We start from the raw sequence: 14107 nt of genomic DNA, 5'->3' as shown, positions 1-14107 counted from the left end.
TATCCCTCTGACCTGTCGCGGTGACTCCGCTACGGCACGTCAGAAAACTCTTACAACTCATACATTTATTTATTAGGAGCAATAGTGAGTCGTTATGTTGGGCAAACTCCGTGACCTCATGGGCCTAACCCCAGAGACTGACATCTACGATGAGGAATACCCTCAAGGAACGGCACGAACGCTAACCACGGAACCGGAGGTGGAACCGCTGCCCGCATCGCGGCCAACCCTGAGTCATGACTTTGACACTAGTCCGTCTCCCTCAGTTGCCACTGGTTCAGTGCCGACGGGATCAGCTCCTTCGAATGTGATTGGGATGCCCAATGCCGGTCGTTGGTGGGGGGCAGTGGCGGAAGTTTTGGTGATGCAGCCCCGCAGTTTTAGTGAAATGCCTGAGGTGATCAAGGCTCTTAAAGAGCGGAAGTCTGTGGTGCTAAATCTGACCTTGATGGAGCCAGAGCAAGCCCAACGCTCAGTGGATTTTGTTGCCGGTGCCACGTTCACGATTGATGGTCACCAAGAGCGTATTGGTGAAAGCATTTTCCTGTTTACACCGAGCTGTGTGCAAGTGAGTACGCAAGTGGGTGGCGTTCGCCCAGCTACCACACCTGTTGCCCCCCCACCCGCTTGGGGGATGAATGCCCAACAACAGCGTAGTGCCTAGGGTGCCGGCTCTTGGAATCATTGGCTGTGGCCGCATGGCGGAGGCAATGCTTTCGCGGTTGCTGGCAGATGGTCTCTTGCCAGAGCAGGTGTGGGTATCGGCGCGATCGCCTCAGCGGCAGCAGTATCTAGCCCACACCTATGGGGTCAGAGTGACAACGAACCTAGAAGTCGCTACAGCCGAAACGCTCCTACTGGCGGTCAAGCCACAGGTCTTTGCCGATATTGAGTCAGAACTGGCGGATACGCCGGTAGCTCAGGGCACTGGCGTTGCCCTTTCCATTATGGCAGGGATCAACAGTGGGCGGCTGCGGCGACTGTTTCCCCAGCGGTTGATCTTTCGGGCGATGCCGAATACACCAGCCCAAGTGGGCGCCGGCGTGATTGCCCTTGTTAGCGATAGTGCCGCCAGTGAACTGGAGATTCGCAAGATTAAGAATTTGTTAGGGGTACTGGGGCAGGTGGTGGCTGTCAGTGAAGGGCAAATGGACGCAGTCACCGCACTTTCTGGCTCAGGGCCTGCCTTTGTTGCCCTGATGGTGGAGGCACTATGCGATGCGGGGGTGGCAGTGGGGCTATCGCGATCGCTGACACAGGAACTCGTTTATGGCACAATAGCAGGCACAGTACAATTACTTAATGAGCGCGGGCTGCATCCGGCGCAACTCAAGGATGCGGTCACCAGTCCTGCGGGGACAACCATTGCGGGTCTCGAAGTACTGGAAGCTGCTGGTGTGCGTGGAACCCTCATGCAAACGGTAAAAGCGGCCTACGAGCGTGCCCAAGCCCTCAACTAAGTGCCTATGCCCAACTCTGCCACAACCGTTGACCCCCCCGCCATTGAAGGCTTAGATGTGAAGGTGGTGTTCATTGACTACTTTGCCTGTGTCACTGCCATCACTGCCTTGAGTTTGAGCCAAATTTGCCACTGGAGTCTGTTGTCTCCCCTGCCCTACCGTTGGGGACTAGTCGTGGGAGCGATCGCGGCCTATTGGCATCACACGAAAGTTCTGGCGGTGTCACTGCCACAAATGCCACAACTGGAGGCATGGCTGAGGAATAACGGCTATGGAATCGTAGAGACCGACAATAATTTGGCGATTTACCGATCGCCCCAAAGCTGGCGACGCGGAGCCATTATTTTAGAAACCTTGGGCGATCGCCGGCGCGTGTACAGCCGCGCGGTTACCATTGGGCAACTACAACGGGACTTGGCTGAGGGTGGACTGTGACTGACTTTGGACGTGTGATTACCGCCATGATTACGCCATTTACAGAGGATGGCGCGATCGCCTACGATGTGGCGGCAGAACTGGCACAGCACCTTGTGGCCAACGGTTCCGATGGTATTGTTGTTTGCGGCACTACCGGCGAATCCCCCACCCTCACTTGGGAAGAGGAATTTCAACTCTTTCAAACAGTGCAGCAGGCTGTGGCAGGCAAAGCCAAGGTGATTGCAGGTACGGGTTCCAACTCCACTCGTGAGGCTATTCATGCCACGGCAAAGGCCGCAGAACTCGGCCTCGATGGTGCCCTCTTGGTGGTACCCTACTACAACAAACCCCCCCAAGAAGGACTCTATGCCCATTTTCAGGCGATCGCCAAGGTAGTGCCGGACTTTCCCCTCATGCTCTACAACATCCCCGGCCGTACAGGGCAGAACCTGCTACCAGAAACAGTGATCCGCCTTGCTGACCATCCGAACATTGTTGCCATCAAAGAAGCCAGCGGCAACCTTGACCAAGCCAGCACCCTTCGTGCCCAGCTGCCGCCACATTTTCGCATTTACTCTGGGGATGACTCCCTGACGTTACCACTACTGGCCGTGGGTGGTTATGGTGTCGTCAGTGTAGCCAGTCACCTTGTTGGCTCACGCATTCAAGAGATGATCCAAGCTTTTATTCAAGGCGACACAGCGACAGCGACTGCTATTCATTGTCAACTATTGCCCCTGTTCAAGGTTTTATTTGTGACGACGAATCCGATTCCGATTAAAGCTGCCCTCAGCCTGCAAGGTTGGGCGGTGGGTGCTCCCCGATTGCCCCTCACGTCTGCGAGTGACGCTGTGATTGACCAATTGAAGCCTGTTTTAGATGCTCTTGGCCTACTGAAGTCTTAAGACAACGCTGGGCATTTCCCAAGCTGCACCTTTTTTGTTGTTTCATCGTAAGGAGACCTATGAGTCAATCCGCTGCAACTGCTGCCCTGAAAATTATTCCCCTCGGTGGGCTGCACGAAATTGGCAAGAACACCTGTGTTTTTGAATTTCAAGATGAAATTATTTTGCTGGACGCAGGGTTAGCTTTTCCCACTGATGGCATGCATGGGGTCAATATCGTCTTACCCGATATGACGTACCTGCGGCAAAACCGCGAAAAAATCAAGGGAATGATTGTGACCCATGGTCATGAAGATCACATTGGTGGCATCCCCTTTCATCTCAAGCAGTTTGATATTCCCGTCATCTATGGCCCTCGCCTTGCCATGGCGTTGCTGCAAGGGAAACTCGAAGAGGCAGGGGTTGGCGATCGCACCGAACTGCGCACGGTACAGCCGCGGGAGATGGTGCGTTTGGGCAAAAACTTCCTTGTGGAGTATATCCGCAATACCCATTCCATTGCCGATAGCTTCTCCGTGGCGATTCATACCCCCATTGGCGTGATTATCCACACCGGGGATTTCAAATTTGACTTTACCCCCGTTGATGGCGAGTGCTTTGACATTCAGCGGCTAGCGGAGCATGGGGAGAAGGGGGTTCTCTGTCTCATTAGTGACTCCACCAACTCGGAAGTGCCCGGCCACACCCCCTCGGAGCGATCGGTGTTTCCCAACTTGGATCGTGCCTTTAGCCAAGCAGAGGGGCGGATTATTTTTACCACCTTTGCCTCTTCGGTACATCGCCTCAGTATGGCCTTGGAATTGGCGCAAAAGCATGGCCGCGTGGTTTCGGTCTTGGGGCGATCGATGCTCAATGTCATTGCCCATGCGCGGCAGTTGGGCTACATTCACTGCCCAGACGATCTCTTTGTGCCACTGCACATGATGCACAAGTACCCCGATCATCAGGTGATGTACCTGACCACTGGCTCCCAAGGGGAACCTCTGTCTGCCCTGACGCGGATTTCCAAAGGGGAACACAACAAAATTAAAATTCGCCCCGGCGATACTGTGATTCTCTCGGCTCACCCCATTCCGGGGAACACGATTGCCGTGGTCAACATGATCGATCGCCTGATGATGCAAGGCGCCAAAGTCATCTACGGTCGCGAACAGGGCATTCACGTCTCTGGCCATGCCTGCCAAGAGGATCAAAAGCTAATGCTGGCCTTGACGAAGCCCAAGTTCTTTTTGCCCGTACATGGCGAGCACCGCATGCTGGTGAAACATGCCCAAACGGCTCAGAGCATGGGCATTCCCCCGGAGAATATGGTGATTATTGACAACGGCGATGTGGTGGAACTCACCCGTGACTCGATTCGGGTCGTCGATAAGGTACCTGCTGGTATTGAGTTACTGGATCGCGGTGGCATTGTCAAAGCCCATGTGCTGCAAGAGCGACAACAACTGGCTGAGGAAGGCATTATCACCGTGGCGGTGGCGGTGGGTACTGATGGCAGTCTGAAAGCTACTCCTGAAGTCCACCTGCGGGGTGTGGTCACGGCGATTGAGCCACAGGCTTGGCAGGCTTGGGTACATGCCACGGTCGAAACTGCTTTGAGCGATCGCTGGAGTGAATATGCCCGCAACGGCGATATCGATTGGGCAGGGGTCAAAGCCCACATTGAACGCGAACTGGTGCGACTGGTGCGCCGTGAACTTCAGGGCAATGCCTCAGTCCTATTGCTTCTGCAACCCATCGAAGTCACCCCCACTGTGACGACAGGAATTCGGCGGCGTCGCAGCACCGCTTCTGTGGTTGGCTAGCATCAAGCCCCTTGGGCAGGAGAAGGTGCCTATTTTGTAGGGCATCCCTGCCCGTTTATTTTTGTTGCCGCTGCGCTAGCTAGCGTTGAAACGATCGGGGGCTTTCAGTAGTTAACAACTAAAGCTAGAATTACAATAACTGACTAGTACCAATGTCGCAAATAAAAATTGTGGCGCGCAATGGATATTGATGATTTTGATCTTAATTCGATGACTACTGCAGCTCAGCATCCTGACCCTTGTGTGCGTCGGCAGGTAGCGCAGTCTGCTACTACTTCACCAAACATTTTGCGGATGTTGGCCAATGACCCCCATGAAAAAGTGCGCCTTGCGGTTGCTGCCAATGGCAATACCCCTGCTGAAGTCCTAGAGGCTTGGCTATCGGAAGCTCAAAGCAATAAACCGTTAGCAGAAGCTCTTGCCCAGAACCTCAGTGCATCCCATACTCTCCTGACAACTTTAGCACAACATCCAGCGGCCAATGTCCGCCGTAAAGTGGCGATGAATCCCCAGACCCCTCCAGCGACCCTCTATAAACTAGCTGAGGAATTTCCGGCGGCAGTAGCTCGCAATCCTGGGATGAAACTCCTTGTGCTCCAAGACAGTGAACGACAGAGCATTAGTGATGAAGCCTTAATACGAATATTAGAGCTTACAGAGCCGCCGACTTGGGCATTGACAGTTGCAGTTCAGCGTCAAAGCGCAAAAGTAAGACAGCAGGCGGCTAGGGCAACAACGATTCTTCCTGAACTCCTCGAAACCCTTGCGAAGGATAAGGAGAGTGATGTCCGCCAAGCGGTAGCGAGGAACCCCAATACTCCTGCTTCTGTTTTGGAAGCCCTTGCTGAGGATGAGGATAGCGATGTCCGCCAAGCAGTAGCGGGGAACCCGAATACCCCTGTCTCACTCCTCGAAACCCTTGCTGAGGATAAGGAGAGTGATGTCCGCCAAGCAGTAGCGGAGAACCCGAATACTCCTGCCTCTGCCCTCGAAACCCTTGCGAAGCATTGGTGGTATGTCCGCGCAGCAGTAGCGGGGAACCCGAATACCCCTGTCTCACTCCTCGAAACCCTTGCGAAGGAGAACGATTTGATTGTCTGCGTAGCAGTAGCGGGGAATCCCAATACTCCTGCTTCTGTTTTGGAAATCCTTGCGAAGGATGAGTATTGGGCTGTTCGCGGAGCAGTAGCACAGAACCCCAATACTCCTGCTTCTGTTTTGGAAATCCTTGCGAAGGATGAGTATTGGGCTGTTCGCGAAGCAGTAGCACAGAACCCCAATACTCCTGCTTCTGTTTTGGAAATCCTTGCGAAGGATGAGTATTGGGCTGTTCGCGAAGCAGTAGCACAGAACCCCAATACTCCTGCTTCTGTTTTGGAAACCCGTGCGAAGGATAAGGATAGGGATGTCCGCAGAGCAGTAGCGGGGAACCCCAATACTCCTGCTTCTGCCCTCGAAACCCTTGCGAAGGAGAACGATTGGGCTGTTCGCGAAGCAGTAGCACAGAACCCCAATACTCCTGCTTCTGTTTTGGAAACCCTTGCGAAGGATTGGTATTTGGATGTTCGCGCAGAAGTAGCGGGGAACCCCAATACTCCTGCTTCTGTTTTGGCAACCCTTGCTGAGGATGAGGATAGATATGCTCGCAGAGCAGTAGCGGGGAACCCCAATACTCCTGCTTCTGTTTTGGAAATCCTTGCGAAGGATGAGGATAGCGATGTTCGCAGAGCAGTAGCGGGGAACCCCAATACTCCTGCTTCTGTTTTGGAAATCCTTGCGAAGGATGAGGATAGCGATGTTCGCAGAGCAGTAGCGGGGAACCCCAATACTCCTGCTCCTGTTTTGGAAACCCTTGCGAAGGATTTGTATTTGGATGTTCGTGAAGCAGTAGCGGGGAACCCCAATACTCCTGCTTCTGTTTTGGAAACCCTTGCTGAGGATGAGGATAGCGATGTCCGCAGAGCAGTAGCAGAAAGACCTGAAATTGTTTCGTTGATTGAGGAGGCTAAGAGCAACGACACCTCTACCATCCGACTAGCAGAGCTAGCTAGCCACTTTTATACGGGTGTTTGCGCAGCAGTAGCACGGAACCCGAATACTCCTGCTTCTGTTTTGGAAATCCTTGCTGAGGATGAGGATAGCGATGTCCGCAGAGCAGTAGCAGAAAGACCTGACATTGTTTCGTTGATTGAGGAGGCTAAGAGCAACGACACCTCTACCATCCGACTAGCAGAGCTAGCTAGCCACTTTTATACGGATGTTCGCGCATCAGTAGCGGGGAACCCGAAGACGCCTACCTATGCCCTCGAAATCCTTGCTGAGGATGAAGCTCAGGATGTTCGCGCGGCAGTAGCGGGCAACCCGAAGACGCCTACCTATGCCCTCGAAATCCTTGCGAAGGATGAATATGAGGCTCAGGATGTTCGCGCATCAGTAGCGGGGAACCCGAATACCCCTGTCTCACTCCTCGAAACCCTTGCGAAGGATAAGGAGAGTGATGTTCGCCAAGCGGTAGCGGGGAACCCCAATACTCCTGCTTCTGTTTTGGAAATCCTTGCTGAGGATGAGGCTCAGGATGTTCGCGCAGCAGTAGCGGGGAACCCGAAGACGCCTACCTATGCCCTCGAAACCCTTGCGAAGGATAAGGAGAGTGATGTTCGCCAAGCGGTAGCGGGGAACCCCAATACTCCTGCTTCTGTTTTGGAAATCCTTGCTGAGGATGAGGCTCAGGATGTTCGCGCATCAGTAGCGGGGAACCCCAATACTCCTGCTTCTGTTTTGGAAATCCTTGCGAAGGATGAGGATAGCGCTGTTCGCAGAGCAGTAGCAGAAAGACCTGAAATTGTTTCGTTGATTGAGGAGGCTAAGAGCAACGACACCGCTACCATCCGACTAGCAGAGCTAGCTAGACACTTTTGTACGGATGTTCGCGCAGCAGTAGCGGGGAACCCCAATACTCCCGCCTCTGCCCTCGAAACCCTTGCTGAGGATGAGGAGAGTAATGTTTGCGCAGCAGTAGCGGGGAACCCGAATACCCCTGTCTCACTCCTCGAAACCCTTGCGAAGGATGAGGATAGGGATGTTCGCAGAGCAGTAGCGGGGAACCCGAATACTCCTGCTTCTGTTTTGGAAACCCTTGCGAAGGATGAGGATAGCGATGTCCGCAGAGCAATAGCAGAAAGACCTGAAATTGTTTCGTTGATTGAGGAGGCCAAGAGCAACGACACCGCTACCATCCGACTAGCAGAGCTAGCTAGCCACTTTTATACGGATGTTCGCCAAGCAGTAGTGCGGAACTCCAATACTCCTGCTTCTGTTTTGGAAACCCTTGCTGAGGATGAGGATAGCGATGTCCGCAGAGCAGTAGCAGAAAGACCTGAAATTGTTTCGTTGATTGAGGAGGCTGAGAGCAACGACACCGCTACCATCCGACTAGCAGAGCTAGCTAGCCACTTTTGGACGGATGTTCGCGCAGCAGTAGCGGGGAACCCGAAGACGCCTACCTATGCCCTCGAAATCCTTGCTGAGGATGAAGCTCAGGATGTTCGCGCGGCAGTAGCGGGCAACCCGAAGACGCCTACCTATGCCCTCGAAATCCTTGCTGAGGACGAGGCTCAGGATGTTCGCGCAGCAGTAGCGGTCAACCCGAAGACGCCTGCCTCTGCCCTCGAAACCCTTGCGAAGGACAAGGAGAGTGATGTTCGCGCATCAGTAGCGTGGAAGCTCAATACTCCTGCTTCTGTTTTGGAAACCCTTGCGAAGGATTGGTATTTGGATGTTCGCGCAGCAGTAGCGTTGAACCCCAATACTCCTGCTTCTGTTTTGGCAACCCTTGCGAAGGATTCGTATTGTCGTGAAGCAGTAGCGGGGAACCCCAATACTCCTGCTTCTGTTTTGGAAACCCTTGCTGAGGATGAGGAGAGTGATGTCCACCAAGCAGTAGCGGGGAACCCGAATACTCCTGTCTCACTCCTCGAAACCCTTGCTGAGGATAAGGAGAGTGATGTCCGCCAAGCAGTAGCGGGGAACCCGAATACCCCTGTCTCACTCCTCGAAACCCTTGCTGAGGATAAGGAGAGTGATGTCCGCCAGGCAGTAGCGGGGAACCCGAATACCCCTGTCTCACTCCTCGAAACCCTTGCTGAGGATAAGGAGAGTGATGTCCGCCAAGCAGTAGCGGGGAACCCGAATACCCCTGTCTCACTCCTCGAAACCCTTGCTGAGGATAAGGAGAGTGATGTCCGCCAAGCAGTAGCGGGGAACCCGAATACCCCTGTCTCACTCCTCGAAACCCTTGCGAAGAAGGATAAGGAGAACGATTGGACTCTCTGCGTGGCAGTAGCAAAAAGACTGTTGATTGAGGAGGCTAAGAGCAACGACACTGCTACCACCCGATTAGCAGAGCTAGCTAGCCACTTTTATACGTTTTATATTTATACGGATGTTACGGATGTTTTTTATATTTATACGGATGTTCGCGCAGCAGTAGCGGGGAACCCCAATACTCCTGTCTCACTCCTCGAAACCCTTGCGAAGGATAAGGATTGGGATGTTCGTGAAGCAGTAGCGGGGAACCCCAATACTCCTGCTTCTGCCCTCGAAACCCTTGCGAAGGATAAGAATAAGTATGTCCGCCAAGCAGTAGCAAGAAGACCTGAAATTGCTGCTTTAATCACGGAAGCTAACAGTGGCAACACTTCTACAGACCGACTAGCTGAACTAGCTAGCCACTTTTGTACGGATGTTCGCGCAGCAGTAGCGGGGAACCCGAAGACTCCTGTCTCACTCCTTGAAACCCTTGCGAAGGATTCGTATTGTCGTGAAGCAGTAGCGGGGAACCCGAAGACTCCTGTCTCACTCCTCGAAACCCTTGCGAAGGATAAGGAGAGTAATGTTCGTGAAGCGGTAGCGGGGAACCCCAATACTCCCGCCTCTGCCCTCGAAACCCTTGCTGAGGATGAGGATAGCGATGTTCGCAGAGCAGTAGCACGGAACCCCAATACTCCCGCCTCTGCCCTCGAAACCCTTGCTGAGGATGAGGATAGCGATGTTCGCAGAGCAGTAGCGGGGAACCCCAATACTCCTGCTTCTGTTTTGGAAACCCTTGCGAAGGATGGGGATTGTCGTGAAGCAGTAGCAAGAAGACCTGAAATTGCTGCTTTAATTACGGAAGCTAACAGTGGCAACACTTCTACAGACCGACTAGCCGAACTAGCTAGCCACTTTTGTACGGATGTCCGCCAAGCAGTAGCGGGGAACCCCAATACTCCTGCTTCTGTTTTGGAAACCCTTGCTGAGGATAGATATGCTCGCAGAGCAGTAGCGGGGAACCCCAATACTCCTGCTTCTGTTTTGGAAACCCTTGCTGAGGATAGATATGCTCGCAGAGCAGTAGCGGGGAACCCCAATACTCCTGCTTCTGTTTTGGAAACCCTTGCGAAGGAGAACGATTGGACTGTCCGCAGAGCAGTAGCAGAAAGACCTGAAATTGTTTCGTTGATTGAAGAGGCTAAGAGGAACGACACCGCTACCATCCGACTAGCAGAGCTAGCTAGCCACTTTTGTACGGATGTCCGCCAAGCAGTAGCGGGGAACCCCAATACTCCTGCTTCTGCCCTCGAAACCCTTGCGAAGGAGAACGATTGGACTGTCCGCGCAGAAGTAGCGAGGAACCCCAATACTCCTGCCTCACTCCTCGAAACCCTTGCGAAGGATGAGGTTTGGTATGTTCGCGCAGAAGTAGCACGGAACCCGAAGACTCCTGTCTCACTCCTTGAAACCCTTGCGAAGGATAAGAATAAGTATGTCCGTGCAGCAGTAGCGTGGAACCCCAATACTCCTGCTTCTGCCCTCGAAACCCTTGCTGAGGATGAGGAGAGTAGTGTTCGTGAAGCGGTAGCACAGAACCCCAATACTCCTGCTTCTGCCCTCGAAACCCTTGCAGAAGTATCTGTTTTGGAAACCCGTGCGAAGGATAAGGATAGGGATGTTCGCAGAGCAGTAGCGGGGAACCCCAATACTCCTGCTCCTGTTTTGGAAACTCTTGCGAAGGATAAGGGGAGTAGTGTTCGTGAAGCGGTAGCACAGAACCCCAATACCCCTGTCTCATTCCTCAAAACCCTTGCGAAACTCCTCAAAACCCTTGCGAAGATGAACAAATATTTTGTCCACTTCCTCAAAACCTTTACGAATTGGATTGGCCGCATAATATTAGCAGAATTCCGCATAGCAATAGCAGAAATACTTGAAATTGTTTCGTTGATTGAGGAGGCTGAGAGCAACGACACCGCTACCATCCGACTAGCAAAGCTAGCTAGCCACTTTTGTACATATGTTCGCAGAGCAGTAGCGGGGAACCCGAAGACTCCTGTCTCACTCCTCGAAACCCTTGCGAAGGATATGGAGGAGTATGTCCGCACAGGAGTAGCGGGGAACCCGAAGACTCCTGTCTCACTCCTCGAAACCCTTGCGAAGGATAAGAATAAGTATGTCCGTGCAGCAGTAGCGTGGAACCCCAATACTCCTGCTTCTGCCCTCGAAACCCTTGCTGAGGATGAGGAGAGTAGTGTTCGTGAAGCGGTAGCACAGAACCCCAATACTCCTGCTTCTGCCCTCGAAACCCTTGCAGAAGTATCTGTTTTGGAAACCCGTGCGAAGGATAAGGATAGGGATGTTCGCAGAGCAGTAGCGGGGAACCCCAATACTCCTGCTTCTGTTTTGGAAGCCCTTGCGAAGGATTGGTATTTGGATGTTCGCGCAGAAGTAGCGGGCAACCCCAATACTCCTGCTTCTGCCCTCGAAACCCTTGCTGAGGATGAGGAGAGTAGTGTTCGTGAAGCGGTAGCACAGAACCCCAATACTCCTGCTTCTGTTTTGGAAATCCTTGCTGAGGATGAGGATAGCGATGTTCGCAGAGCAGTAGCGGGGAACCCCAATACTCCTGCTTCTGTTTTGGAAATCCTTGCTGAGGATGAGGATAGCGATGTTCGCAGAGCAGTAGCGGGGAACCCCAATACTCCTGCTTCTGTTTTGGAAGCCCTTGCGAAGGATTGGTATTTGGATGTTCGCGCAGAAGTAGCGGGCAACCCCAATACTCCTGCTTCTGTTTTGGAAACCCTTGCGAAGGATAAGGAAAGTGATGTCCGCAGAGCAGTAGCAAGAAGACCTGAAATTGCTGCTTTAATCACGGAAGCTAACAGTGGCAACACTTCTACAGACCGACTAGCCGAACTAGCTGGCCACTTTTGTACGGATGTTCGCGCAGCAGTAGCGCGGAACCCTAATACTCCTGCTTCTGTTTTGGAAACCTTTGCGAAGGAGAACGATTGGACTGTCCGCGTGGCAGTAGCGCGGAACCCTAATACTCCTGCTTCTGTTTTGGAAACCTTTGTGAAGGAGAACAAATGGGTTATCCGCGTGGCAGTAGCGGGCAACCCGAAGACTCCTACCTATGCTCTCGAAATCCTTGCTGAGGATGAAGCTCAGGATGTTCGCGCAGCAGTAGCGGGGAACCCGAAGACTCCTGTCTCACTCCTCGAAACCCTTGCGAAGGATAAGGAAAGTGATGTCCGCAGAGCAGTAGCAAGAAGACCTGAAATTGCTGCTTTAATCACGGAAGCTAACAGTGGCAACACTTCTACAGACCGACTAGCTGAACTAGCTAGCCACTTTTGTACAGATATTCGCGCAGCAGTAGCGGGCAACCCGAAGACTCCTACCTATGCTCTCGAAATCCTTGCTGAGGATGAAGCTCAGGATGTTCGCGCAGCAGTAGCGGGCAACCCGAAGACTCCTACCTATGCCCTCGAAATCCTTGCTAAGGATGAATATGAGGCTCAGGATGTTCGCACAGCAGTAGCACGGAACCCGAAGACTCCCGCCTCTGCCCTCGAAACCCTTGCGAAGAATAAGGAGAGTTATGTCCGCCAAGCGGTAGCGAGGAACCCGAATACCCCTGTCTCACTCCTCGAAACCCTTGCTGAGGATGAGGATAGGGATGTTCGCAGAGCAGTAGCGGGGAACCCGAATACCCCCGTCTCACTCCTCGAAACCCTTGCGAAGGATGAGGTTTGGTATGTTCGCGCAGAAGTAGCACGGAACCCGAATACTCCTGCTTCTGCCCTCGAAACCCTTGCGAAGGATGAGGTTTGGTATGTTCGCAGAGCAGTAGCAGAAAGACCTGAAATTGTTTGGTTGATTGAAGAGGCTAAGAGCAACAACACCGCTACCATCCGACTAGCAGAGCTAGCTAGCCACTTTTGGACGGATGTTCGCGCAGCAGTAGCGGGGAACCCCAATACTCCTGCTTCTGCCCTCGAAACCCTTGCGAAGGATGAGGATAGCGATGTCCGCAGAGCAGTAGCAGAAAGACCTGAAATTGTTTCGTTGATTGAAGAGGCTAAGAGCAACAACACCGCTACCATCCGACTAGCAGAGCTAGCTAGCCACTTTTGGACGGATGTTCGCGCAGCAGTAGCGGGGCACCCCAATACTCCTGCTTCTGTTTTGGAAACCCTTGCGAAGAATAAGGAGAGTTATGTCCGCCAAGCGGTAGCGAGGAACCCGAATACCCCTGTCTCACTCCTCGAAACCCTTGCTGAGGATGAGGATAGGGATGTTCGCAGAGCAGTAGCGGGGAACCCGAATACCCCCGTCTCACTCCTCGAAACCCTTGCTGAGGATGAGGATAGGGATGTTCGCGCAGAAGTAGCACGGAACCCGAATACTCCTGCTTCTGCCCTCGAAACCCTTGCGAAGGATGAGGTTTGGTATGTTCGCGCAGAAGTAGCACGGAACCCGAATACTCCTGCTTCTGCCCTCGAAACCCTTGCGAAGGATGAGGATAGCGATGTCCGCAGAGCAGTAGCAGAAAGACCTGAAATTGTTTCGTTGATTGAAGAGGCTAAGAGCAACAACACCGCTACCATCCGACTAGCAGAGCTAGCTAGCCACTTTTGGACGGATGTTCGCGCAGCAGTAGCGGGGAACCCCAATACTCCTGCTTCTGTTTTGGAAACCCTTGCGAAGAATAAGGAGAGTTATGTCCGCCAAGCGGTAGCGAGGAACCCGAATACCCCTGTCTCACTCCTCGAAACCCTTGCTGAGGATGAGGATAGGGATGTTCGCAGAGCAGTAGCGGGGAACCCGAATACCCCCGTCTCACTCCTCGAAACCCTTGCGAAGGATGAGGTTTGGTATGTTCGCGCAGAAGTAGCACGGAACCCGAATACTCCTGCTTCTGCCCTCGAAACCCTTGCGAAGGATGAGGATAGCGATGTCCGCAGAGCAGTAGCAGAAAGACCTGAAATTGTTTCGTTGATTGAAGAGGCTAAGAGCAACAACACCGCTACCATCCGACTAGCAGAGCTAGCTAGCCACTTTTGGACGGATGTTCGCGCAGCAGTAGCGGGGAACCCCAATACTCCTGCTTCTGCCCTCGAAACCCTTGCGAAGGATGAGGTTTGGTATGTTCGCGCAGAAGTAGCACGGAACCCGAATACTCCTGCTTAAGTATTGGCTT

Annotated in this window: 6 protein-coding genes; all 6 read left to right on the top strand. The window is 53.1% G+C overall.

Translation table 11 applies throughout. The annotated features are described in order from the left end of the window. Positions 1 to 94: 94 nt before the first annotated feature. The 6 genes from RHJ02_RS05060 (at position 95) to RHJ02_RS05035 (ending at position 14097) form a co-directional block, all read left to right on the top strand. A complete protein-coding gene (locus tag RHJ02_RS05060; RefSeq protein ID WP_206201346.1) occupies positions 95 to 664 on the top strand; it encodes a cell division protein SepF in 570 nt (189 codons plus the stop codon). Next, positions 639 to 1460: a pyrroline-5-carboxylate reductase gene (gene proC / locus RHJ02_RS05055; protein WP_206201345.1), complete on the top strand. Its 822-nt coding sequence runs from the start codon at positions 639 to 641 to the stop codon at positions 1458 to 1460. Before RHJ02_RS05060 ends, proC begins: the two co-directional genes overlap by 26 nt. 6 nt (positions 1461 to 1466) lie before the next feature. Then, positions 1467 to 1895 (top strand): hypothetical protein, encoded by a 429-nt coding sequence (locus RHJ02_RS05050; protein ID WP_310800530.1) that lies wholly within the window; start codon positions 1467 to 1469, stop codon positions 1893 to 1895. Beyond that, the gene (gene dapA, locus RHJ02_RS05045) at positions 1892 to 2782 is read left to right on the top strand and encodes a 4-hydroxy-tetrahydrodipicolinate synthase (protein WP_310800529.1); all 891 of its coding nucleotides are present in this window, start codon (positions 1892 to 1894) and stop codon (positions 2780 to 2782) included. The genes RHJ02_RS05050 and dapA overlap by 4 nt, the downstream gene beginning before the upstream one ends. A 59-nt stretch (positions 2783 to 2841) precedes the next feature. After that, a complete protein-coding gene (locus tag RHJ02_RS05040; protein WP_206201342.1) occupies positions 2842 to 4587 on the top strand; it encodes a ribonuclease J in 1746 nt (581 codons plus the stop codon). Between the two features lie 210 nt (positions 4588 to 4797). Then, on the top strand, positions 4798 to 14097 hold the full coding sequence (locus RHJ02_RS05035; RefSeq protein ID WP_310822159.1) for a hypothetical protein: 9300 nt from the start codon (positions 4798 to 4800) through the stop codon (positions 14095 to 14097). Positions 14098 to 14107: the final 10 nt, after the last annotated feature.

Origin of the sequence: Thermosynechococcus sp. TG215 (genome assembly GCF_031583455.1) — a bacterium.
In the GTDB taxonomy this organism is placed as follows: Bacteria; Cyanobacteriota; Cyanobacteriia; order Thermosynechococcales; family Thermosynechococcaceae; genus Thermosynechococcus.
Note: the sequence above shows the minus strand (reverse complement) of the source record. Positions and strands in the feature narration are given on the sequence as shown.

What these genes read in the sequence shown, in the direction of transcription:
- RHJ02_RS05060 (WP_206201346.1), top strand. Translation starts at nt 95, where the DNA reads ATGTTGGGCAAACTCCGTGACCTCATGGGCCTAACCCCAGAGACTGAC.
- RHJ02_RS05050 (WP_310800530.1), top strand. Translation starts at nt 1,467, where the DNA reads ATGCCCAACTCTGCCACAACCGTTGACCCCCCCGCCATTGAAGGCTTA.
- RHJ02_RS05035 (WP_310822159.1), top strand. Translation starts at nt 4,798, where the DNA reads ATGACTACTGCAGCTCAGCATCCTGACCCTTGTGTGCGTCGGCAGGTA.
- RHJ02_RS05040 (WP_206201342.1), top strand. Translation starts at nt 2,842, where the DNA reads ATGAGTCAATCCGCTGCAACTGCTGCCCTGAAAATTATTCCCCTCGGT.
- proC (WP_206201345.1), top strand. Translation starts at nt 639, where the DNA reads ATGCCCAACAACAGCGTAGTGCCTAGGGTGCCGGCTCTTGGAATCATT.